The organism is Pseudovibrio exalbescens, assembly GCF_028737195.1.
GTDB lineage: Bacteria > Pseudomonadota > Alphaproteobacteria > Rhizobiales > Stappiaceae > Pseudovibrio > Pseudovibrio zosterae.
This window is the reverse complement of the sequence record NZ_JAQZAJ010000001.1, coordinates 595409-618751: the sequence shown is the minus strand read 5'-3', so window position 1 is coordinate 618751 and position 23343 is coordinate 595409. Positions and strand designations below refer to the sequence as shown.

The 23343-nt window shown below is 53.5% G+C and carries 22 protein-coding genes and 4 tRNA genes; 18 read left to right on the top strand and 8 right to left on the bottom strand.

The features are described from left to right. Nucleotides 1-477: 477 nt before the first annotated feature. Both PUV47_RS03005 and PUV47_RS03000 read left to right on the top strand, forming a co-directional pair. On the top strand, nt 478-1200 hold the full coding sequence (locus tag PUV47_RS03005) for a response regulator (protein WP_337994490.1): 723 nt from the start codon (nt 478-480) through the stop codon (nt 1198-1200). Between the two features lie 101 nt (nt 1201-1301). Continuing rightward, complete coding sequence (locus PUV47_RS03000; RefSeq protein ID WP_274216962.1) at nt 1302-1688, top strand: NADH:ubiquinone oxidoreductase subunit NDUFA12; 387 nt, start codon at nt 1302-1304, stop codon at nt 1686-1688. Nucleotides 1689-1766: 78 nt separating this feature from the next. Here the strand turns inward: PUV47_RS03000 and PUV47_RS02995 are convergent, their stop codons facing one another. Beyond that, on the bottom strand, nt 1767-2423 hold the full coding sequence (locus PUV47_RS02995; protein WP_274216961.1) for an alpha/beta hydrolase: 657 nt from the start codon (nt 2421-2423) through the stop codon (nt 1767-1769). Nucleotides 2424-2733: 310 nt separating this feature from the next. Here PUV47_RS02995 and PUV47_RS02990 point away from each other — a divergent pair, with 310 nt between their 5' ends. The 10 genes from PUV47_RS02990 (at nt 2734) to PUV47_RS02945 (ending at nt 11307) form a co-directional block, all read left to right on the top strand. Beyond that, on the top strand, nt 2734-3906 hold the full coding sequence (locus PUV47_RS02990; RefSeq protein WP_274216960.1) for a cysteine desulfurase family protein: 1173 nt from the start codon (nt 2734-2736) through the stop codon (nt 3904-3906). A gap of 126 nt (nt 3907-4032) precedes the next feature. Then, nucleotides 4033-5505, top strand: a complete 1473-nt coding sequence (gene sufB, locus PUV47_RS02985; RefSeq protein ID WP_274216959.1) for a Fe-S cluster assembly protein SufB — start codon at nt 4033-4035, stop codon at nt 5503-5505. Next, nucleotides 5505-5996, top strand: coding sequence for a cupin domain-containing protein (locus tag PUV47_RS02980; RefSeq protein ID WP_274216958.1), 492 nt, complete (start codon nt 5505-5507; stop codon nt 5994-5996). Before sufB ends, PUV47_RS02980 begins: the two co-directional genes overlap by 1 nt. A gap of 33 nt (nt 5997-6029) precedes the next feature. Then, nucleotides 6030-6782, top strand: a complete 753-nt coding sequence (sufC, locus tag PUV47_RS02975; RefSeq protein WP_274216957.1) for a Fe-S cluster assembly ATPase SufC — start codon at nt 6030-6032, stop codon at nt 6780-6782. A gap of 16 nt (nt 6783-6798) precedes the next feature. Beyond that, nucleotides 6799-8067 (top strand): Fe-S cluster assembly protein SufD, encoded by a 1269-nt coding sequence (gene sufD, locus PUV47_RS02970; RefSeq protein ID WP_274216956.1) that lies wholly within the window; start codon nt 6799-6801, stop codon nt 8065-8067. 4 nt (nt 8068-8071) lie between these two features. Continuing rightward, nucleotides 8072-9319 carry a cysteine desulfurase gene (locus PUV47_RS02965; RefSeq protein WP_274216955.1) on the top strand — a complete coding sequence of 416 codons (1248 nt, stop codon included), beginning with the start codon at nt 8072-8074 and terminating at the stop codon, nt 9317-9319. Between the two features lie 8 nt (nt 9320-9327). Beyond that, nucleotides 9328-9723 (top strand): SUF system Fe-S cluster assembly protein, encoded by a 396-nt coding sequence (locus tag PUV47_RS02960; RefSeq protein ID WP_274216954.1) that lies wholly within the window; start codon nt 9328-9330, stop codon nt 9721-9723. Between the two features lie 39 nt (nt 9724-9762). After that, entirely contained in the window at nt 9763-10137 is a 375-nt protein-coding gene (locus PUV47_RS02955) for a HesB/IscA family protein (RefSeq protein ID WP_274216953.1), read from the top strand. Nucleotides 10138-10142: 5 nt separating this feature from the next. Next, nucleotides 10143-10814, top strand: coding sequence for a thiaminase II (tenA, locus tag PUV47_RS02950; protein WP_274216952.1), 672 nt, complete (start codon nt 10143-10145; stop codon nt 10812-10814). Between the two features lie 106 nt (nt 10815-10920). Then, nucleotides 10921-11307 (top strand): TfoX/Sxy family protein, encoded by a 387-nt coding sequence (locus PUV47_RS02945; RefSeq protein WP_274216951.1) that lies wholly within the window; start codon nt 10921-10923, stop codon nt 11305-11307. Here PUV47_RS02945 and PUV47_RS02940 read toward each other — a convergent pair whose 3' ends face one another. The 4 genes from PUV47_RS02940 to parE all read right to left on the bottom strand — a co-directional run bounded on the left by PUV47_RS02940 (nt 11308) and on the right by parE (nt 16998). Then, nucleotides 11308-12369: a GGDEF domain-containing protein gene (locus PUV47_RS02940; protein WP_274216950.1), complete on the bottom strand. Its 1062-nt coding sequence runs from the start codon at nt 12367-12369 to the stop codon at nt 11308-11310. A gap of 116 nt (nt 12370-12485) precedes the next feature. Then, the gene (locus PUV47_RS02935; protein WP_274216949.1) at nt 12486-13931 is read right to left on the bottom strand and encodes a DEAD/DEAH box helicase; all 1446 of its coding nucleotides are present in this window, start codon (nt 13929-13931) and stop codon (nt 12486-12488) included. Between the two features lie 183 nt (nt 13932-14114). Then, the gene (locus PUV47_RS02930) at nt 14115-14840 is read right to left on the bottom strand and encodes a sulfotransferase family 2 domain-containing protein (RefSeq protein WP_274216948.1); all 726 of its coding nucleotides are present in this window, start codon (nt 14838-14840) and stop codon (nt 14115-14117) included. Nucleotides 14841-14913: 73 nt separating this feature from the next. Beyond that, nucleotides 14914-16998 (bottom strand): DNA topoisomerase IV subunit B, encoded by a 2085-nt coding sequence (gene parE, locus PUV47_RS02925; protein WP_274216947.1) that lies wholly within the window; start codon nt 16996-16998, stop codon nt 14914-14916. Nucleotides 16999-17669: 671 nt separating this feature from the next. Between parE and PUV47_RS02920 the strand changes: the two genes are divergently transcribed. The 4 genes from PUV47_RS02920 (at nt 17670) to PUV47_RS02905 (ending at nt 19135) form a co-directional block, all read left to right on the top strand. Next, nucleotides 17670-18512 carry a tetratricopeptide repeat protein gene (locus PUV47_RS02920; protein WP_274216946.1) on the top strand — a complete coding sequence of 281 codons (843 nt, stop codon included), beginning with the start codon at nt 17670-17672 and terminating at the stop codon, nt 18510-18512. Between the two features lie 352 nt (nt 18513-18864). Next, nucleotides 18865-18941 (top strand) — tRNA-Pro (locus tag PUV47_RS02915). 20 nt (nt 18942-18961) lie between these two features. Beyond that, nucleotides 18962-19038 (top strand) — tRNA-Pro (locus PUV47_RS02910). 20 nt (nt 19039-19058) lie between these two features. Continuing rightward, nucleotides 19059-19135, top strand: a tRNA-Pro gene (locus tag PUV47_RS02905). A gap of 158 nt (nt 19136-19293) precedes the next feature. Here PUV47_RS02905 and PUV47_RS02900 read toward each other — a convergent pair. Further along, nucleotides 19294-20781, bottom strand: coding sequence for an inorganic phosphate transporter (locus PUV47_RS02900; protein WP_274216945.1), 1488 nt, complete (start codon nt 20779-20781; stop codon nt 19294-19296). Between the two features lie 425 nt (nt 20782-21206). On the opposite strand from PUV47_RS02900, the gene PUV47_RS02895 reads away from it, so the two are divergent. Further along, nucleotides 21207-21512 carry an ETC complex I subunit gene (locus tag PUV47_RS02895; RefSeq protein ID WP_274216944.1) on the top strand — a complete coding sequence of 102 codons (306 nt, stop codon included), beginning with the start codon at nt 21207-21209 and terminating at the stop codon, nt 21510-21512. Between the two features lie 86 nt (nt 21513-21598). Beyond that, nucleotides 21599-21675 (top strand) — tRNA-Arg (locus PUV47_RS02890). A gap of 116 nt (nt 21676-21791) precedes the next feature. Here PUV47_RS02890 and PUV47_RS02885 read toward each other — a convergent pair. Next, nucleotides 21792-22469, bottom strand: a complete 678-nt coding sequence (locus PUV47_RS02885; RefSeq protein WP_274216943.1) for a TVP38/TMEM64 family protein — start codon at nt 22467-22469, stop codon at nt 21792-21794. A gap of 103 nt (nt 22470-22572) precedes the next feature. Then, complete coding sequence (locus PUV47_RS02880) at nt 22573-23343, bottom strand: (Fe-S)-binding protein (protein ID WP_274216942.1); 771 nt, start codon at nt 23341-23343, stop codon at nt 22573-22575.

The window sequence follows — 23343 nt, the reverse complement described above, 5'->3', positions numbered from 1 at the left end:
GGTCTTGCTCGCGCAAAAGTCTACGGCTGCTCGATTTCATTTTAAGAAACGCAAGCACCGATCAAACTTCGTATTTATAGAGAACGCTCGGCAAGAACGCGCCGATTTGCCCCGACCCCGAACACCGGGCAAAAGTAGATTGAATCGGACATAGGCGTCAAGCGGTGGGGCGCTAAGTGTGGTGCTTTAAAAATTGTTGGCCCCACCAGATATTGTGGTTTAGCCAGGTTAACAAATGGCCGGTAAAGGTTGCTGTAATGGCTGTTTTCCGGTGTGCTTCTGCATGTGGAAGTGAGTGGATTTACCAAGCTGTGCCCCTTGAATTAAGCTGGGGAGAAATTCTAATGGATTGACCAGCAGAAAACGGGTGGAAAACGCCTGTGTTTTATACTGGCACAAGGCTGTGCTGGTAATTGTTTTGGGATATCAGAGCGGAACCGCGCAAAGGCGCGGGGTCTTGGCAGAAAGGTCGGCGATTTGGGCGAGCACCATAGAGCCTATGGCAAGCAGATTTCGGAGTTGGATGTCGCGATTGTTGAAGACTCGCGCGCGGCACAGACGATTCTGAGAAGCCTCATGAATACCATGAAGGTGAAACGGTTCCGCATCTTCGATTCTCCCAAAGAAGCGGTGCCACAGATGTTTGCGGATCCGCCGAACCTCATTTTGAGTGACTGGCATATGCAGCCCGTCTCTGGCTACCAGATGTTGTGCCTGCTGCGGAATCCGAAGATGGCACCACTTACCCATGTTCCGCTTATCTTTGTGACCGCTCATGGGACGCGCGGCCTCATCAGTAAGGCGATGCGGGCAGGGGCGCATCATGTATTGGCCAAGCCGCTCTCCGCCGCCGGTCTGCAGCAAACTCTGGAATGGGTGACCAGAGACGCTCGGAAAATCATCGAATCCGACGATGGTGGTCTTATCGTGGAGGGCGTCCGGGAACTTCTCGATCAAGGTGAGGAAAAATACGCGGCTTTGCTCAGGGCAGAAGAAATGAACAAGACTGCCAACAAGGAGATGGTTGACCGAAAGGCCAAGCTCGCCGCGCACGAGTTTGCTTCCTTGATCCTTCATCCTGACTTTGAGGCGGATAAAGATCGTGATGCGCAGCGTGACGAGCCTCGTACGCAAAAGGAGCGTTCGTCGCGCGCATTTGGCGAAGGGCGGCGTCCAAAAGACCCTGGTTCCGGTGCATAGTCTCTTTTACTAGGCGCAAAGGGTGGACAGACGCGTGTCATGGGGCCATATTCGCGCCCAAAGCGAACCGGTAAGCGGAAAAACGATTAGGAGCTGCCGCTATGAAGCAATGGGTGCTCGAGCTGTTCACGTGGTGGAATAGCCAGACCATGGGAACGCGCTTCTTCACATGGCGCAAGGGTGAGTTTGTCGGCGAAGACGAATTTGGCAACAAGTACTACCGTGAGCGTGCAGGTAAGCGCCGCTGGGTGCTTTACAATGGCACGGCAGAGGCTTCTCGCATTCCTGCTGGCTGGCATGGGTGGATGCATCACCGAACCGACGTGCCGCCAACCGAGGACAGCTACAAGCCCCGCGAATGGGAAGCTGCATATGTGCCGAACATGACGGGTACGCCCAATGCGTATCGTCCAAAAGGCTCCATCCTTACACCGGAGAGCCGCCCGCGTGTGACTGGCGACTATGAAGCTTGGTCCCCTGGCGACTGATGAAAAGTTTCGAACAACGAAAAAACCCGGCCTGCAGAGCCGGGTTTTTTGTTGGTCTTCGCCCTGAGGACGAGGGCCTTACATTTCTTCGTTGATCAGTCCTAGGCGCTTGTCGAGATACGAGGAGCAGTCCTCCATCAGAACATCAACATTGTCTTCAAAGAAGTGATTTGCTCCCGGAATGATCTGGTGATCGATCGTGATACCCTTCTGGGTTTTCAACTTATCCACCAGAGCCTGCACGTCCTTTTGCGGCACGACCTTGTCCTGATCGCCGTGGATGATCAGGCCGGAAGAGGGGCACGGTGCAAGGAATGAGAAGTCGTGAAGGTTGGCTGGTGGCGCCACAGAAATGAAGCCTTCTACTTCCGGGCGACGCATCAGCAGCTGCATGCCGATCCAGGCGCCAAAGGAGAAGCCAGCGATCCAGCAAGCGCGTGCATCTGGATGCACAGTTTGCACCCAGTCAAGCGCCGCAGCGGCATCAGAAAGTTCACCCTGACCATGGTCGAACTGACCTTGGCTTCTGCCCACGCCACGGAAGTTGAAACGCAAAACCGCAAAGCCACGCTTCGCGAACATGTAGTACATCTGATAGACGATCTGGTTGTTCATCGTGCCGCCGAATTGCGGGTGCAGATGCAGTACCAGTGCGATCGGCGCGTTGCGCTGTTTCGCAGGATGGAAGCGTCCTTCCAGTCGTCCGGCAGGGCCGTTAAAGATCACCTCAGGCATAGGCGCGAGAAATCCCTCTAGGTTACGGGCTGTTTTCACAGCTGAATGTATAGACCGCGCATCTGCTTTCCGATAAAACTTGACTCAGAAACGCAGGTTTAATAGGGTCCAGTTTAGAATTATTCGAAAGAGGTTGGTGCTTCGCCAACAAACCTACTCGCTCATTTAAATGAGTGCGCGGTATATCGCAAGCAAGAACCCTGAATGATTCTCGCAACTTCTCACAAAGCGTCGATTTGCTGGAGCTGGCATCGCTTTGTAAGGCGGGTAACGGTGCAATTGGGTCAAAGAGCAAGCAGAGATTACTGTCTTGAAGAACAACAGAACATATCTTGATTACAATGCCGGAGCCCCGTTGCGCGAAGAGGCTCTTGCGGCCATGCGGGAGGTTTTTGCTTCTCCCGGAAATGCATCTTCCATCCATGCAAATGGCCGCGGCGCGCGCAGCGTTATTGAAAGAGCACGCGAGAGTGTTGCGGCTTTGGTTGATGGGGATCCGCAGAACGTCATCTTCACCAGCGGTGGGACTGAAGCAAACGTCACAGCACTTTCTCCTGTCTGGATGAGAGATGGCAAGCCGTTTGACGTGAAGCACCTGTTTGTAAGCGCTGTTGAGCATCCTTCTGTTCTTGCTGGCGGCAGGTTTGCTGTAGATCACGTCAATGTTCTGCCGGTGGACGGCGAAGGGCGTGTGGATCTTGCGGCATTGCAGGACAGCCTGGCGGCCGTGCCACAAGGCGAAATAGCTCTTGTTTCAGTTATGGCGGCCAACAGCGAGACCGGCGTCATACAGCCCTTGAAAGAGATCGGTGTGATTGTTGAGGACGCCGGTCACTTGTTTCACGTAGACGCGGTTCAAGGGGCCGGGCGCCTTGATCTGTCCATGGCCATGATCGGCTGTCAGGCGCTTTCAATCTCCTCGCACAAGATCGGTGGCCCTCAAGGGGTAGGTGCGCTTGTCTTGGCGAAAGGCATTCTGCGTCCGGCGCCTCTCTTTACTGGCGGTGGTCAGGAAAGTTGGCGCCGTGCGGGTACGGAAAACACGGCAGGCATCGCGGGCTTTGCAGCAGCAAGCGAAGCGGCTTGTTCAGAGCGTGGTTCTCTGAGGTTGGTGGAATATCAGCAAGACTTTGAAAACAAATTGAAATCCAACTACCCAGACCTCTTGATTTTTGGTGAAAATGCGCCACGTCTAGGTAATACTACTTGCTTTTCCGTGCCGGGCGTTCCAGCAGAGACCGCGCTGATCTCTTTCGATTTATCAGGCGTGTCGGTTTCTTCCGGATCGGCGTGTTCCTCCGGCAAGGTGGGTGTGTCCCATGTCCTCACCGCAATGGGGGTTGATGAACAGGCTGCTCGCGGCGCGATCCGCTTGAGTATGGGTTGGGCGACAAGACCGGAAGATTTGGATACGGCGTTGAAGGCGTGGCAGCGCATTTACGAGCGCATAAGCCCACGGCAGAAACAGGCCAATGTGGTCTGAATGCCGATCCAGTGACTAAAACGAATTAGGGCACTCAAACCAACGTCAAAGTTGGCAAACAGTCGAAGATAAATAACGGAACGCAAAAGCGTTCTCCAAGCGGATAACCCGCATACGGAGTAGATTATGGCGGCAGTCCAGGAAACAATTGATCAGGTCAAAGCGATCGACGTAGATCAATACAAATACGGCTTCGTGACAGACATCGAGTCCGAATTGGCTCCAAAAGGTCTGAACGAAGACATTATTCGTTTCATTTCTGCAAAGAAAGAAGAGCCGGAGTGGATGCTGAATTGGCGTCTTGAGGCTTTCAAGCGCTGGCAGACCATGAAAGAGCCAAGCTGGGCCCGCGTGAACTACCCGCCTGTGGAGTTTCAGGAGCTGCACTACTATGCGGCGCCTAAAGCCAAGGAAGGCCTCAAGAGCCTTGACGAAGTGGATCCGGAAATTCTGGAGACCTACAAGAAGCTTGGTATTCCGCTTTCAGAGCAGGAAATCCTCGCAGGCGTCGCGCCTGAGCACCGCGTTGCAGTCGACGCCGTGTTCGACAGTGTGTCTGTCGCGACCACCTTTAAGGAAGAGCTGGCAAAAGCTGGCGTGATCTTCTGTCCGATCTCTGAGGCCATTCGTGAGCATCCAGAGCTGGTCCAGAAGTACCTCGGTTCCGTTGTGCCGGTTTCCGATAACTTCTATGCCACGCTCAACTCTGCTGTGTTCTCTGACGGTTCGTTCGTTTACATCCCAGAGGGCGTGCGCTGCCCCATGGAGTTGTCCACTTACTTCCGTATCAACGAGCAGAACACCGGCCAGTTTGAGCGTACGCTCATCATCGCTGAGAAGGGCTCCTACGTCTCCTATTTGGAAGGCTGTACGGCACCTCAGCGCGACGAAAACCAGCTGCACGCGGCTGTTGTGGAACTGGTTGCGCTGGATGATGCGGAAATCAAGTACTCGACTGTTCAGAACTGGTATCCGGGCGATTCAGAAGGAAAGGGCGGTATCTACAACTTCGTGACCAAGCGTGGAGATTGCCGTGGCAAGAACTCCAAGATCGCATGGACACAGGTTGAGACAGGCTCTGCCATCACTTGGAAGTACCCAAGCTGTATCCTGCGCGGTGACAACTCCGTAGGTGAGTTCTACTCAATCGCCATTTCAAATGGCCACCAGCAGGTGGACAGTGGCACCAAGATGATCCATCTCGGCAAGAATACCTCAAGCCGTATTATCTCGAAGGGTATCTCCGCAGGTGTTTCTCAGAACACTTATCGCGGTCAGGTCTCAGCGCACCGCAAGGCGTCAAACGCGCGTAACTTCACTCAGTGTGACTCGCTGTTGATTGGTGACAAGTGCGGCGCGCATACCGTGCCTTACATCGAGAGCAAGAACGCAACGGCTGTGTTCGAGCACGAAGCAACCACCTCCAAGATCTCTGATGATCAGATGTTCTATTGTCAGGCCCGCGGTCTTGATGAGGAAGAAGCTGTGGCGCTGATCGTGAATGGCTTTGTGCGTGACGTAATCCAGCAGCTTCCAATGGAGTTTGCCGTGGAAGCGCAAAAGCTCATCGGGATCAGTCTTGAGGGATCAGTAGGTTGATGAGTGCCTCGGACATGCCGATTGCTACTCTGTCTGAGCTTGCTCTTGATGATTGGAGCCAGGGCGACTTCTTTTCAGCAAAGGATGCCGCCTTTGGCGACCTGCTGAAGCTGAAAAAGCTTGGCATCGGTTACAACGAAGTACAGCCCGGCAAGTCTGCTTGCCCTTTTCACTGCCATCATAATGAAGAGGAGATCTTCGTTATTTTGGAAGGGAAAGGCACATACAGGTACGGGCAAAACAAAGTGTCATTCTCCGCAGGAGATGTGCTTGGTGCACCAACAGGCGGTCCCGAGACCGCGCACCAGATCATCAACACAGGTTCAATGACCCTTAAATATCTGGCCATTGCCAACAAATCTGAGACGGAAGTCTGCGAATACCCAGACTCCGGCAAGTTTCAGGTCACCAGTTACAAGCCCGGAGGACGGTTGCGTCATTGCGGGAGAGAAAGTGAAAACCACGTCAACTATTGGGACGGCGAAGCTTAAAAGCGGCGCGTCAGACTAAACAGGATCTGAGAAATGTTAGAGATTAAAAACCTGCACGCCCACGTAGAAGGCAACGAAATCCTCCGTGGCATCGACCTCACTGTAAAGCCGGGTGAAGTGCACGCAATCATGGGGCCAAACGGTTCCGGCAAGTCCACTCTCTCCTACGTGCTGGCCGGTAAGGAAGACTATGAGATCACCGAGGGTTCAATCTCCTACAACGGTGAAGACATGCTTGAGCTTGGCGCCGATGAGCGCGCGGCTGCCGGTATGTTCCTGGCCTTCCAGTACCCGATCGAAATTCCAGGTGTCGCAACCATGACCTTTTTGAAGACCGCGCTGAATGCTCAGCGCCGCTCTCGTGGTCTGGAAGATCTTCCGACACCAGAATTCATGAAATTGGTCAAGGAAAAGTCCAAGGACCTGAATGTGAGCCCCGAAATGCTCCGCCGTCCGCTGAATGTTGGCTTTTCCGGTGGTGAGAAAAAGCGCGCCGAAATCCTGCAAATGGCGCTTCTGGAGCCAACTCTGTGTGTGCTCGATGAAACGGATTCAGGTCTGGATATTGATGCCCTGCGTATCGTGTCTGAAGGCGTTAACAAGCTGCGCGACCCGAGCCGCGGCATGATCGTCATCACTCACTACCAGCGTCTGCTTGACCATATCGTACCGGACTTTGTGCACGTTCTGTCAAAGGGCAAGATTGTGAAGTCTGGTGGCAAAGAGCTGGCACTTGAGCTGGAAGCCAATGGGTATGCGGATTACGTCGGCGAAGAAGCTGCTTAATTAGGTGAGGTGAAATATGAACGCTGAAGTACGGGTTCAGGAAACCCAAGCGGAAGCCAGCCTGATTGAACAGTTTGCAGGTCTTGCAAAGGATCAGGGTGGCGTTTCTGCAGAAACGCGCGAGAAAGCCTTTGCCGAGTTCAAAGAGGCCGGGCTTCCTCATCGCCGAGTGGAAGAATGGCACTACACCGATCTGCGCGCCAAGATGCGGCAGGCGTTTGCGCCAGCCGCGAACGCTGGTGAAGCCGTTGCTCTGCCAGAGCTTCTGGATGATGGTGCAACTGCTCGTATCGCCATTGTGGATGGCTACTATCGAGCGGATCTGTCCTCAGGTGTGCTTCCGGAAGGTGTAACGATCTCTCCAATTGCAGAGGGTGCCTCACTCTTTCCGGCCAAGGATGCCATCATCAGCTTGAACGCAGCGTTCCAGCAGGAGGGTGTGTCCATCGAGGTCGCTGAGGGAGTGGAAGTCGCCACCGCGATCGAGATCTCCCACATCACCACAGGTGCGGAGAAGGCAACCTATCCGCGCAATCGCTTCGTGGTTGGCAACGGCGCAAATGTGCTTATCGTCGAACGGTTTTTAGGCGAAGCAGGTGCGGTGTACCAGACGAACGCGGCTACAGAAATCCGTGTTGGTGATGAGGCATCCGCAACCTTCATCAAGCTGCAGGATGAAAGCCGCAAGGCACAGCATCTGGACAGTGTGGCCTTGAAGATTGGTGCGCATGCAGATGTGAACCACTTCACACTAAATGCCGGTAGCGATCTGTCTCGTACTCAGCTGTTTGTTGAGTTTGAGGGCGAAGAGAGCAACCTTGGTGCGCGAGGCATCTCTGTTTTGGGCGATACCCAGCACTCGGATGTGACGTTGTTTGTGGATCATGCGGTGCCGAACTGCGAGAGCCGTGAGCTTTACAAGTCCGTCATTGCAGATAAGGCACGTTCGGTTTTCCAGGGTAAGATCATTGTGCGGCCGGATGCACAAAAAACAGATGGCCAGATGATGGTGCAGTCTCTTTTGCTTTCTGAAGAAGCTGAGATGAACGCCAAGCCTGAGCTTGAGATCTTTGCCGACGATGTACAGTGCGCGCACGGTTCCACCACCGGTGAGATCGACGAAGATCTGCTGTTCTATCTGCGAGCCCGCGGGATCCCTGAGGCCGAAGCGCGCAAAATGCTTGTACTGGCATTTTTGGCAGAGGCCATTGAAGAGATCGAGAACGAGCGTGTTGTTGCTCTGCTGGAAACACAGCTGCGCGCGTTGCTCGGTTCTGAGGAATGAGAAAATGAATATCCCTTCAAGCCAACCAGTAAACACAGGCTACAATGTCGAGGAAGTCCGAAAGGACTTCCCGATCTTGTCTCGTGAAGTTCACGGAAAGCCGTTGGTTTATCTGGATAATGGCGCGTCTGCGCAAAAGCCGCAGGCGGTAATTGATGCGATCACAAAGGCGTATTCCCACGAGTATGCGAACGTTCACCGTGGGCTTCATTATCTGTCCAATACGGCGACGGATAACTTCGAAGGCGCTCGTGAGATCGTACGTGCCTTTCTGAACGCCTCAAGTATCGACCAGATTGTCTTTACCCGGTCGTCCACGGAGGCCATCAACACGGTTTCCTATGGCTTGGCGGATGAGATCCAAGAAGGCGATGAAATCATCATCTCCATTCTGGAGCACCACTCCAACATCGTGCCCTGGCATTTCTTGCGGGAGCGCAAAGGCGCTGTCATCAAGTGGGCACCGATTGATGAGGAGGGCAATCTGACCGTTGATGCGGTTGAGCAGCTCATCACAGATCGTACCAAGCTGATTGCCGTGACCCACATGTCCAACGTAACTGGCACTGTGGTTCCGGTAAAAGAGATCTGCGGGTTGGCCAAGGATCGCGGGATCAAGGTCTTGCTGGACGGTTCCCAGTCGGCCGTCCACATGCCGGTCGATGTTCAGGACATTGGCTGTGATTACTATGTTTTTACCGGCCATAAGCTCTATGGGCCAAGCGGTATCGGCGTTCTCTACGGTAAGCCTGAGGCTCTTGATCGTCTTCGCCCGTTCAATGGCGGCGGTGAGATGATCAAGGACGTCTACGAAGACACGGTTACCTATGCAGATCCGCCACACCGTTTTGAGGCAGGCACACCGCCGATCGTGCAGGCCATTGGCCTAGGAGCCGCGATTCAGTATGTTGAAGCGCTCGGTCGAGAAAACATCGCGAACCACGAGTTGGTGCTGAGAGACTATGCCCAACAGCGGCTTTCGGAAATCAACTCTCTGCGGATTTTGGGCAATGCGGCGAATAAAGGCGCAATCTTCTCCTTCGAAATAGAAGGGGTCCACGCTCACGACGTTTCCATGGTGATTGACCGGGAAGGCGTCGCGGTTCGAGCAGGAACCCATTGCGCACAGCCTTTGTTGACACGATATGGTGTAACAAGCACCTGCCGGGCGAGCTTTGGTCTCTACAACACAACTAGAGAAGTTGATGTTTTGGTCGAAGCGTTGCACAAGGCCCTGAGGTTATTTGGATAGGAAGAGCGATGAGTGAACAGCCAGCAGTGAGTGAATTCTCCGGCGAGCCAATCAAGGCCACCGAAGTCACTCAGCAATCTGCCATTCCGGCAGATGAGTTGGAGCGGTTGACTACCGACATTATCGGTGCGCTTAAGACCGTGTATGACCCGGAGATTCCGGTCGATATTTATGAGTTGGGCCTAATCTACAAGGTGGACATCGAAGACGATCGTTCCATTAAGATTGACATGACCCTCACGGCACCGGGCTGCCCGGTTGCAGGAGAAATGCCGATCTGGGTTGAAAACGCAGTCGCCTCTGTGCAAGGCGTTGGGCACGTGGATGTATCCATGGTGTTTGATCCACCATGGGATCCCAGCCGCATGTCTGACGAAGCGCGTGTGGCGTTGAACTTCTTCTAATACGGGTATGAGGCCCTCTGAGAGAGGAACAGCACAGTTATGATGAATGCAGCCAAGTTTCAGGTTCTGTCTCTGACCGACGAAGCCGCAGAGCAAGTGCGCGAGCTGCTGAGTGATGCCGACGGCGCGCTTGGTTTGCGCATTGGTGTCAAGAAGGGTGGCTGTGCCGGCATGGAGTACGATATGAGCTTGGCCTTTGAACACAAGCCGGGCGATGATCTGGTTGAGGACAAAGGCGTGAAGGTGTTCGTTGATCCGTCAGCAGTCCTGTACCTCCTTGGCACCGAAATGGGATTTGAAACAACCAAGTTCCGTTCTGGGTTTACCTTCAAAAATCCTAACGAGGTGTCTGCCTGTGGCTGTGGTGAATCTGTTGAGCTTCGCCCGTCTGAAGGCGCGCCGCTCGCGAATTGAACATCATGAAACTTTTTGACCGCCTAAAAGATGCCGCCAGCGAAAGCTGGCGGGAGTACACTCATCATTCCTTTGTGGAGCAGATGGCTGCAGGGACCCTTCCTAAGGAAGCCTTCCAGACCTATTTGGTCCAGGATTATCTGTTCCTGATCGACTTTTCTCGCGCCTATGCGCTCGCCATTTATAAAAGCCGAAATCTTAAGCAGATGCGTAGCAATCTTCTCGGGCTCAAGGGACTGCTCGAGGTGGAGATGGATCTCCATGTCCGGATTTGCGAAAGGTGGGGGCTGTCTCCCGCAGATCTTGAGCAAACACCGTTGGAGACAGAAACGCTGGCTTATACCAGCTATGTTCTAGAAGCCGGTATGCGTGGCGATCTGCTCGATCTCAAGATTGCACTGGCACCCTGCGTCATTGGCTATGGTGAAATAGCGGAACGCCTGGCCGAGGTGCCTGGGGCGTTGGCAAAAGACAACCCCTATGCTGAGTGGATTAGCGAATATGCCGGTCGTGAGTATCAGGAGCTTCGAAGCCACGCCATCGCCGAGCTGGATGAACTTGCACCAAGCCACATTGAGGCCGACCAGTTCCAGCGTCTCGTGACCATCTTTGATCAAGCGACAAGGTTGGAGACAGATTTTTGGCAAATGGGTCTGAAGCGCTTACCTACTCGATGAACATTGTGGAAATTGCATAAGATAAATTTTAATCAGTCCTACGGCTAATTGCGATAATCGGTCGCACGAGTCCATCATTGGGAAAGTTGGTGGATGGCGTGGTGTTATGACAGTTGGTTTCAGTAGGATTGCATTGAACTACCTGAAGACTCTCGACGGAGTGCGAACGCGGGAGATGTTTGGGGGAACAGGCATTTTCCATGAAGCCACCATGTTCGGTTTGGTGAAGGAAAGTCAGCTCTATCTGAGGGCAGGGTGCAGCAACGTCGCCGACTACCTGAAGCAAGGGCAGACCCCCTACATTCACAAATGCTTTGGTAGTTTCTTCGCTTTGCCCTACTACTCAGTTCCTCATTTCGTTCAGTTGGAACATCAAACACTGAAAGAGTGGGCGGAAAAAGCCAAAGCTGTCTCCAAAAACCCAGACAAGGCAAGGCATCGTTACTTCGCTAAATGGACGGAGTTCAACGTTCGGCCAGTCTATGAGGAGTGATCAGGCCACGTGATTTTTGGCGGGGCCGCGGTCGATGTCTTTTTCAGATCTCACCAAATTTCGCCCGGCATTCTTTGCTGTGTAAAGAGCATCATCTGCTCGCGAGACGATCGAATGCAGTGTGTCATCGGGGTGGGAGATGGCAACGCCGATTGAGATTGTAATACGCCCCAGGTTTTCACCGGTGGATCGTTTTACAAGTTCCTTGGAGGTGACTGTTCGTCGAATACGTTCAGCTACTTCCTTGGCTTTCTCCAGTGTACAATGCGGCATGATGATGCCGAACTCTTCTCCACCGTACCTGCAGGCGATGTCGTGGCTGTTGATGTTTTGTTTTACCGACAGCGCCACAAGTCGCAGTACCTGATCGCCGGTTTGGTGACCATAATTGTCGTTGAACTGCTTAAAGTGATCAATATCAGTTAGGAGTAGGGCAACTGGACGGCCAGTATTGGCCGCTTCCTGCAACTCTTTTTCCAAAGACTGATCGAAATGCTTGCGGTTGTTGAGGGTTGTCAGCTCATCTGTGAGGCTTTCGTAGCGAATGGCCTCAAGGCTATCCCTTAGGGTGCTAATCTGCTTGCGCGCCGAAATGAGCTGGTTCTTGAGATCGCCGTTGGTTTCAGCTGTGGCGGTGGTTGCATTGATCAGGCCGCGAATGACCTGCTCAAGCTCCTCCCGAGTATTCACCTCTTGAAGTGACTCAAGTGCGGTGCGAAGTCTGCCGCCGTACTCGTCGGTTGCGACCTTGCCGCTGTCAATCGACGCCAGCAGATTTTTGACCTCAATCGAGATCTGTTCGCCAACGTCATCAATGCGCTCCCCCAAGCGGTTGGGGGACAGAAAACGGTTGTAGATCTTCTGCGTTTCATCAGCAGTGATCTTGCCGTTTTTCTCGATGATTTTATTGATGGCCCGATTGAGGGACTGATTGAAGCCAGAAGCATAGCTGTACCACAGCTCATAGTTGCGCGGATATGCAGGCAAACTATTGGTTTTGATGAAATCTAGCGCGGTCTCGCCATAAGCGATCGTACGCAGAAAATCGTCCCCATTGCTCATAAGCTTCTCGCAGTTTAGCAGCAGACACTGCCCCAGTGCCTGCTTTGATCACCAACCCTCTGAAAGATCATTATTAGTATATACCTAATTTAAAATTAAGGTGCATTTCCGCGGAGCTACGAAGCGACCTTACGCTTGGTGTCCCTGAGCAGAAACGCGGGAATGTGGCCGCTTTCCTTGAAGGTTAAACCTTCACCATTCCCGGAATTTCGCCGATTTGGACTGCGTCTTTGAACGGGTTGAGAGATCGGAATCGGCTGGAAATCTATTTCGCTGGCTGAAGAAAATTCCACAGATTCATCTGTATTCAACTTCGGGCTATCTTTTTTTGCGCTCGAATCTTTTTTCCCACGGCGTCCTTCCTTGACGGATTTGGACTTTTCACCGCGGCGATTCTTCTTGCGAGCCTTTTTCTCCTCAGCAGCTGCTTCGAAGTCGACAGGCTCACCAATCCATTCCAACGTGCGGTTAATGGTTTTCTGGATGGCGTCCAGAGCTTTCTCATCGTCGCCTGTCACGATTGAAAACGCGGCACCCTCGCGCCCCGCGCGGCCCGTACGGCCGATGCGATGCACATAATCTTCCGCATGGATTGGAAGATCGAAGTTGAACACATGAGATACGGACGGAATATCAAGGCCGCGTGCCGCCACATCACTGGCGACGAGGATCTTGATGTTGCCGGTCTTAAAGCTTTCCAGCATCGCCATGCGCGACATCTGATCCATGTCCCCATGAAGAGCACCAACAGAGTAGCCATGCTTGTCCAGAGAGCGGAACAGGGTGGCGACATCGCGTTTACGGTTGCAGAAAATGATGGCGTTCTGCAGGTCTTCAGCGTTGTCGATGAGTTCACGCAACGTGGCGCGCTTCTCATAGTCTTCAAAGCCGGTGCCGGCGAGGCGCTGTGTCACTGTATCTGCTGCTGATGAAGCCTTCGCTACTTCCACACGTTCTGGATTGTGCAGGAATGTATCCACCAGACGCTGAATTTCGTTTGGCATGGTGGCTGAGAAGAACAGCGTCTGACGCGTGAAGGGGATGAGCTTGCAGATGCGCTCAATATCCGGGATGAAGCCCATGTCCAACATGCGGTCTGCTTCATCGATGACGAGAATCTCGACGCCTTGAAGCAACAGTTTGCCGCGCTCAAAGTGGTCAAGCAGGCGGCCTGGCGTTGCAATAAGCACGTCGGCGCCCTTTTCCAGTTTACGGTCCTGCTCTGCGAAGGACACGCCGCCAATCAAAAGCGCAACGTTGAGCTTGTGATTGATGCCGTAACGCTGAAAGTTCTCTTCCACCTGCGCGGCAAGTTCGCGGGTCGGCTCCAGAATGAGGGTGCGTGGCATTCTAGCCCGCGCTCGGCCTTTTTCGAGAAGCGTTATCATCGGCAGGGTGAAGGATGCCGTCTTACCTGTGCCCGTTTGCGCGATCCCAAGAACATCTTTTCTTTCAAGAACATGCGGGATGGCTTGTGCCTGAATTTCGGTAGGTTCTTTGTATCCAGAAGATTCTACTGCAGAGAGAACTTTCTCGCTGAGGCCTAGTGAAGAAAATGACATATGTACGCGATCTTTGCGGCGGCAACTAAAAGTCTGAGTGCCTACACCTTAATTGGACCAGAATTCGTCTATTGGCTCGCCATCCCGCAGATCTACGTTTCACTCCGTAATAATCGGATGTGACCCGCAGCTCTATGCGACTTCCATAGGGTCATGTCTCGAACGTTATTTTAAAATACCGCCCTAAGCTGAACCTGCAGCATGTCGAGTAAACATTTCTAGGTCGCTCTTGTACCGAGTTGCGAGATGAAACTCAACCTCTTCAGCATTGCTGTGGCTAGGAAAACTGATTGAAAAGTAATTTTCAAGCTCGGAGCGCTCGAAACTGCCCATATCTACGCCGGTACGGCGGCTAATGATTGCACGTAAACCTTGTAGGCCTTCTTCCATATGATCTGTTGTTAGGACAAAGTCTGGTACGAACTGTCCCCTATGGCTTAAAATATCGATCTGGCTACGAAAATAGTTGTCTGCCCGATAATCGGGCACCCTGCATATACGGCGCACGAAGCCTCCGAAGCTCGTCGACTGATCAAGGCCGTAATGTTCAAGACGGGGCGAGGGGATGCCCTCAGCACCAAAGTGCTGGCGATAACACGACATCAGGCGATGCAACGGATGTTTGAGGACTGCAATGGTCATCAGCCTGTTGGGTGTGCGCAGCAAGTCTCTTGCTTTGACGCACTCTAACGCTTCATAGGGAAACTCAGGGTCTGGCTTGAAGTCAGGAGATCCGTGCTCCAGGGCAAATTCGATGGAGTTCAAGCGGCGCAAAATCGGATCACCTGCACATCCACTTGCGCCGGGTATACGCCCGTAGGCCATCTTCAAGTTGGGAAGAATGAAAAACACCCGGTCGCGTAAAGGGCGCCGTGAACGATCATAAAGGCTGTAAAGGGCTCGAAGCATCCGATGACGACCCGAATCTCAAGAGGTTAAAACTACATCCTGTTTACCTTAAGAGATCGGGGCGGTCATATACTCAGATATCGAGATCAGTGGCGAACTCTGCACGTTCTTGAATAAAGTTGAAGCGCGCCTCGGGTTTATTACCCATCAACTTTTCGACAGAACTACCTGTCTCAATGGCATGCTCGTCACTTACAACAATCTTCAGCAGCGTTCTATTGGCTGGATCCATTGTTGTTTCTTTCAATTGCGCCGGAAGCATCTCACCAAGACCTTTGAAGCGGCCGATTTCGACTTTTCCACTTTTTTTGAAGTGCTTTGCCAGAAGCTCATCGCGGTGAGCGTCATCTCGGGCATACATCGTCTTGCCGCCCTGGCTGATGCGGTAAAGCGGCGGTACGGCAAGATACAGGTGCCCGCCATGGATGATTTCAGGAATCTCGCGGTGGAAGAACGTTATCAGCAGTGAGGCGATGTGCGCCCCATCCACGTCCGCATCAGTCATGATGACAATGCGCTCATAGCGCAGGTCTTCTTCGCGGTAATTGGAGCGGGTGCCGCAGCCGAGTGCCTGAATAAGATCAGCAAGCTGCTGGTTGCTGGCCAGCTTTTCACGCCCTGCATTGGCAACGTTCAGGATTTTTCCTCGCAAGGGCAGGATAGCCTGATTAGAGCGGTTCCGCGCTTGCTTTGCCGAGCCGCCAGCCGAGTCACCCTCAACAATAAAGAGTTCAGTTCCCTGCGCCTGACTGGTGGAACAGTCCGCCAGCTTGCCCGGAAGGCGCAGCTTGCGCACAGCGGTCTTGCGCGCCACATCCCGTTCCTGACGGCGTCGCAGCCGTTCGTCAGCTCGGTCAATGACCCACTCAAGGAGCTTGTTTGCCTGATTTGGAGAGGCTGTCAGCCAATGGTCAAAGGCATCGCGCACGGCATTTTCAACAATGCGGGTCGCCTCATTCGTGGCCAGTTTGTCTTTGGTCTGGCCAACAAACTCGGGTTCACGCACAAAAACGGACAGCATGGCACCAGCAGAAGTCATGACATCATCGCCGGTGATCACACTGGCTTTCTTGTTGCCAGTGAGCTCGCCGTAGGCTTTGAGGCCACGCAGCAATGCATAACGCAGACCGGCCTCATGGGTGCCTCCTTCAGGTGTTGGTACCGTATTACAGTATGAATTCACAAAACCATCGCCTGCAAACCAGGAAACAGCCCATTCAACGGCACCGTGTTTGCCAGTTGCTGAAGTGCGACCAGAAAAACTCTCATCTGTGACACGGCGTTCAGAAGCGAGTGTTTCTGCCAGGTAATCCTTCAGACCATCAGGGAAATGGAATGTAGCTTCAGAGGGAACGTTCTTCACGTTCTCCAAAAGCTCGGGCGCACACCGCCACCGAATCTCCACGCCGCCAAACAGGTACGCTTTTGAGCGCGCCATATTCATAAGGCGTTCTGGACGGAAGCGGGCACTCTTGCCAAAGATCTGATGGTCGGGCTTGAAACGCACCTGAGTTCCGCGGCGGTTGTGTACATCACCCACATGTTCCAAGGGGCCCGTTGGGATGCCGCGGCTGAAGATCTGGCGATAAAGCTGCCGGTTTCGAGCGACCTCCACCACCAGTTCTTCTGAAAGGGCATTTACAACAGAGACACCCACACCATGCAGACCGCCTGATGTCTCATAGACCTTGCTGTCAAACTTACCACCGGCATGCAGCGTGGTCATGATCACTTCCAGAGCGGACCGATCCTTAAATTTCGGGTGAGGGTCAACCGGAATGCCGCGACCATTGTCCGTGACGGTCAGATAACCGTCCTTGTCGAGGTTGACGTCGATCCAGCTTGCGTGACCCGCAACCGCTTCGTCCATGGAGTTGTCGATGACTTCCGCGAACAGATGGTGCAGGGCCTTGTCATCGGTGCCGCCGATGTACATGCCTGGGCGGCGCCGGACCGGTTCCAAACCTTCCAGAACTTCAATATCTGCTGCCGAGTAGGCTTGCTCAGCACCTGCTTCGCCGTTTCTTGGGGCCGGCTTGCTGGCTGCCTTCGGCTTGGTTGGCGCAGCTCCTCCCTGCACGGATGTCCCTTCTGGCTTTGGCGTTGTGTCCAAGGCAGTCAGGTCTACGTTTGCAAAAAGGTCGTCTTTTGAGCTCATGGTCAGTTCTGGTTCTCTTTGAAACAGGTTTGCAGCCGCGTCGATAAAGGGACGGCAACGCAAATTGGGGCCGGGCACTTTTCCAAAAAAGCTCCGCGAAGAAGCTCTGTACACACGGAAAACAAGATTTCGCAGTTTCCGTTCTGTAAAATGATTTCAGCCCCATTCATCCTCAGGGAGCTTTATAGCGGTAGATCCACGGTTTTGTCTAAGGCGTTTAACAAAGCTGTGGGCGACGTGCCCAAGTTATTCAGCCCTTATTCCACCTAGCTTGGGTGTGTTTGTTCGTAGGTAGCGCCATACGGGTAGTGTGCCGGATCTGCAACAGCGCGCAGATATGATCCGCCTCAGCATCATCGTCTTCACAGTTTCTCCAAATTTTCCAGATTAGTTTGGCCCCGCTTGATTGTTAACTTGTTCAATTTTCTGCTAGTTTCTGACAGGGGTAAATTTGTCAGGAATCTTGGTGGGCCTAATAAAGCCGCAGGCTCGATGGGTTTTAGTGCCAAAATTGACACTTTTGACATTTAGCTTGAGGGGAGTAGCGGGCGTCATATGCGCACGCAATAAAGGGTAGTGAGCCATACTGGGTCATGAGTAATTTTTGCAGACATAACAAACGTGCTCGACACGTTATGGGTGCAGGTGCAGGACTTTGTGCAGCGGTCTTGATGCTGGCTGGCGCAACGCAGGCGGCGTATGCGCAGGGCATCGATCATCAAAATGATGACCCGCTGAAAGCTATTGAGAAACTCGATAAGTCAACGCCTAAGTCTACTGGCGCAATTACGCCACTTCAGGCACTGCAGATGGGTGCTAAGGCCTATTTCGCAGGTGACAAGGCAGCCGCGATTGATCCTTTGCATTATGCAGCAGAGCATGGCCAGCCACTTGCAGCCTGGAAACTCGGCCAGATGTATGCAGTTGGCGATGGTGTGAAGGAAGATGACCTTCGTGCGTTCCGGTATTTTTCTCAGGTAGCGAGTTCCTATTCGGAGGATCGTCGGGATTCGCCATCAGCTTCTCTCGTGGCGGATTCCATCGTCGCGCTGGGTTCCTATTACATGACTGGCATTGGCGACAGCCCGGTGAAGCCGAATGTTGCAAAAGCACGCCAGTTGTTTACCTATGCGGCCTCTTACTTTGGTGATGCAGACGCGCAGTTCAACCTTGGCAACCTTTATTTGTCGCCGGATACATCATTGCATGATGCCCGTCAGGCCGCGCGCTGGCTGAAGCTTGCAGCCGCCAAAGGGCACGTGGGGGCCCAGGCGAAGTTTGGTGAGTTGATTTATACCTCTGGTTCCATGCGAAATGCCAAGCTTGTCGGTCTTCAGTGGATGACGTTGGCCCGCAGGCAGGTCACAACGAGCACCGATGACTGGATCGTAAAGACCCACGAGCGCGCTTTCGCGCTTGCTTCTGAAAATGAGCGTCGCCGCGCCGCCGAATGGGCGGATAACTGGTTGTCCGTTCACCGACCGCAAGCTCAAGCTGCTGCTGCGAGCCAATAATTCAGAATTTCAGCAATTGAATTGCCCGGCCCCAAGCCGGGCTTTTTAGTTTTCTAAGGTTCGGTTGACAGGAAAGGCTGCGGCTGGCTATAAATATGATTGTAAAACTCATGTTTTACGTGTCGCCTTATCTCTTTTTGGTTTGGCGGAACTCTGGAAACACCTTGGGGCAGGCTGGACCTGCCTCTTTTTTCAGATATCTCTCAGAGGCTTAGGAGTTATCCGGTTATCTACAATCCCAATAAGATTGATCCACCGACGTTTTGGATAAATCGCATTTTTGGTATTGCCATAAACCTGTCATCTGAATATAAGGCCCCTCAAGAAACAGTGCAGGGCACTGAAGAAGCCACGGGGCATAGCGCAGCCTGGTAGCGCATCTGGTTTGGGACCAGAGGGTCGCAAGTTCGAATCTTGCTGCCCCGACCACTTCTTCAAATCTCTGCTGTCGGGGCATAGCGCAGCCTGGTAGCGCATCTGGTTTGGGACCAGAGGGTCGCAAGTTCGAATCTTGCTGCCCCGACCATTTCTTGAAATCTCTGTAGTCGGGGCATAGCGCAGCCTGGTAGCGCATCTGGTTTGGGACCAGAGGGTCGCAAGTTCGAATCTTGCTGCCCCGACCATTTCTCCAAAAATATCTTTCATGCTCAACGCAATGCGCCGGTTACGACGGCTCATGGCGGTTTTGTCGTTTCTTCTCGCAGAAACTGTTGGAAGAGCAAAAGAAAAGCCCGCCATTGAGGCGAGCTTCGTTCTCATTGCATTGCTTGCTTGTGACCGCTCACGGCATCAGGAGGCCGGTAAGCGCGGCATAGACCATGGCCGATACACCGGCTGAAGCCGGAACTGTGATCACCCAGGCCGCCACAATCGTTGTGAAATGCGAACGCCGCACCAGCTTTGGGCGCTTGGTTTTGGCTGTAAGCTGAGTATAGCTGCTGCGGCCGGTTTCTGAGTGCATGTAGTCCACGCGGCGCTTTGAGGAGCGGGTGTACCATTCTCGAAAGAAGCCAACGCCAAACACCGCGCCCACAGCAATATGAGTCGAGCTGACAGGTAGACCAAAGCCAGAGGCGATAATGACTGTGATGGCTGCGGAGAGTGCTACACAGTACGCGCGCATTGGATTGAGCTTGGTGATCTGTTCTCCCACCATTCGGATGAGTTTTGGGCCGAAAAGCAACAGGCCGAACGAGATGCCACAGGCGCCGATGACCATGACCCAAAGCGGAATGGAAACCTTGGCGGCAACCTCTCCAGCGCTGATGGTATGCACAATGGCCGCCAGGGGGCCGATGGCATTCGCAACATCGTTTGCGCCGTGGGCAAAAGAAAGAAGGGCGGCAGAACAAATCAGCGGCATACGAAACAGTTTGCGCAGCGATTGGTTTCGGTTCTCCAGTCCTTCGGCCTGCCGCGCAATCAGCGGCTTGACGACAAGATAGCTGAGGAGGCTGGCTGCAAAGCCGAAAAGCAGCGCTTGCCACAACGCAATGGAAATAACCTTCTTCAAGCCTTTCATGGCTAGGTATGCTGAAAAAGCGCCCACCATGATTGAAATGAGGAGAGGGACCCAGCGCCGGGCAGCAGCAATCTTGTCACTCTGATAGATGATGAAAGTCTTGATGAAGAACAAGAATGCGGCTGCGATCAAGCCGCCGAGGACTGGAGAGATTACCCAGCTGGCGGCAATTGAGCCCATCGTATCCCAGTTGACCGAGCTGTAGCCTGATGCCGCCATGCCAGAGCCCATCACACCGCCAACAACCGCGTGCGTGGTAGAGACCGGTGCGCCAATCCAGGTGGCCAGGTTGACCCAGAGTGCGGAAGAAACGAGGGCGCTCAGCATCACCCGTACAAACACATCGCTTTGCGATACGGTGGCAGGGTCGATGATGCCCTTGGAAATGGTGCCAACCACATCGCCACCAGCAATCAGCGCTCCTGCGCTCTCAAAGATAGCGGCAATTATCAGGGCTCCGGTGATGGAAAGTGCTTGAGAACCAACGGCGGGGCCGACGTTGTTGGCAACATCATTTGCGCCAATATTCAGCGCCAGATAGGCCCCAACACCGGCTGCTGCAATGACAATTCCGGTGCCAAGCTCGCCGGTCATGTAAATGCTGGATATGCCCATGGCCAGCAGGAGGAACACAAAGCTCAGGCTTGGTGCTGCAAAGCGGGCAGTGAGGAACGTGTTGGCGCCCTGAAGGCGGGAAACCTTTTCAAGATCTTTATCCAGTGTGGGCTTAAGCGTTGTGTTGCTCATGCAGATTCTGGCTTTCTGGCAGTGCTTTTAAGTGAAGATTTTGTCCCACTACGAGCTTTCCAGGGGCCGCTGACCTCTAACTGTCGCAATACTGGCGAAAGGGGAGTGATCAGTGGCGCTTAAGCTGCAATGTTACAATTTTATGACGGTGGCATAGCTCGATAAAAACGCGGCAGGCAACAACTAAATGCCGTCGTCACAAAGCACTCGCACCCAATTCACGGATATCGGCTCGACAGGAGCAACCAGTGCATCTCTTCTGCATGCAAGAACAGTTCAGCGGGAACAGATTCGCTGGCTAATCGGGGCAAATACGGTGGCTAGTTGGATTGGCTCATTGACAAGCAACAGAAATTTCGGAAAAAACGACCTGAAGCCTCATCGTGAGGCCCGTTTCCAAAAGAATTGAAGGGCAGGGCTCGAACATGGTTGCGCGCATCTATCGGCCATCCAAAACCGCAATGCAGTCCGGAAAGGCAAAGACCGAGAACTGGGTTCTCGACTTCGAACCATCCGCAGCTAAGAGCATTGAGCCTTTGATGGGCTACACAACCTCCTCGGACATGAAGCAGCAGGTTCGCCTGACGTTTCAGACCAAAGAAGAGGCGATTGAGTTCGCACAGCGCAATCAGATTCCTTATCGTGTGGTTGAAAAGCAGCCGCGCAAGGTACGTATCGCGTCCTACTCAGACAATTTTCGCTATGACCGCGCTGCGCCGTGGACTCATTGAAATTGGGCATTGAGATATTTTGGTGAGTGGCTTATGAAACGCCACACCAGCAAGACGCGTGTGGGCAAGGCCTTCGCGCGCGATACGGCCCCTTAGCTCAGCTGGATAGAGCACCGGCCTTCTAAGCCGATGGTCGCAGGTTCGAATCCTGCAGGGGTCGCCATTATTTCTTCTCTTATGTTGAATGGCTTGGCTTGCGCCGTCGTGCGTGGGCTCCAGGCAAAAAAAAGCCGCTGAAGCATGGGCTGCAGCGGCGTTTCGTGTTGGCTTGTTCAGGTCCTACTTGGAGAGTGCCTGAAGGTCGATGCCACGTTTTTTGGCGATGTATTTTGGAATGAGAGACACGCCGAACAGAATGAGCCCAGCCACTGCGAACTTCACCAGCAACATCACAGAGACGCCGTTGGTGGCAATGTCACCTGCCATGTAGGCGAAGATGAAGGCGCCAGGGGCCATGGTCACCAGCGATACAAGCACATAGGTCCAAAAACTGATACCTGTGAGGCCGTAGGCATAGTTCTGCAAGCTGAAAGGAAACACCGGTACAAGACGGGTCAGGATGAGGAAGCTCATGCCATTTTCTTTCACGCCGTCGTCAATTTTCTTGAAAATCGGGTTGGAGCCGAACTTGTCAAGGATGAGACCACGCGCCAGAAAGCGTGAAACGATGAACGCGGCGGTTGCGCCGGCGGTTGCAGCCAGAAGCGAGATGATGGCTCCAATGATGGGCCCGAATGCGATACCCGCGACAATTGTGAAGGCGCTTCCCGGCAGCATGAACACGCAGGCTGCGATAAAGGCCAGGAAAAAGACGATGTAGCTCCAGGCACCAAAGCTGGAGATCCAGGCCTGTAGTCCTTGTACATCAGTGAGAAGTGCCAGCATTCCCGTCTGCTTGGCAGCGTAGATCAGCGCGGCGACAACAATTGCGGCAATGACGATATAGACATATTTCATTGGCCTATCTTTCCAATTTATTAGTAGAGTTGGCCCAAAGGCGTTGGTTCAAGCAACCAGAGCGCCCATTTCCTCCCCACGGGCGCTCAGGTTATCACTTGGCTTAGCAAGCCATGCAGCGGTTGAGGCCAACCTTGCTGCGATATCGGTTCATCCAGGATTTGACGGGGCTGGCCAGTACGTTGGCAGGCGGCTCGTCGCCTTGCATCACCACAGGCCCCCACAGAAGGTCCAGAATGTGCCAGGACTTCGTCCCAATGCCCATCATGGAGGCACGGCAGGCCGCGCAGTAAACCACCACGTAGTCGGTTTCAAACTCTTCTACACGGCGTTTAATGACGCGATCTGCAAGATCGGGATTCGCCGGAACAACCATGCCGCCAAAGCCGCAGCAACGGGCATTCTCGCGCGTGTGTTTGGGTTCCACGACCTTGTAGCCAAGTTCCTTGAGGACCCAGCGAATACCTTCCTGAAGCTCGGTTTCAAAACGGGTGGAGCAGGAATCGTGAATGGTGAAAGTCACGTCACTATTCTTTGCTTTTCCTACCAGCTCAGGCGGCAGGCCGATCTGCGGCAGCAGCGCCCAGAGAGACACCGGCTTTTGGCCGCTGGCGTTCTTCGTGATCATGCCAAAGCAGCTCTGGCAGGCCACAATCACTTCTTCTGCTTCGACCTTGTCGAAATCCTTCTGCAGGTCAGCGAAGCGTTCCTTGAACTTCTCTGTTTGACCAATTGCCGCCGTTGGCTTGCCGCAGCACTTTTGCACGGCACCCATGTCTGGGTAGACGGACTTCAGATAGGCGGCTGTTTTGGAGACGGCCTCTGGATTGTAAGAGGGCAGGCTGCAGCCCGGCATGAAAATCTTGTTTGTCAT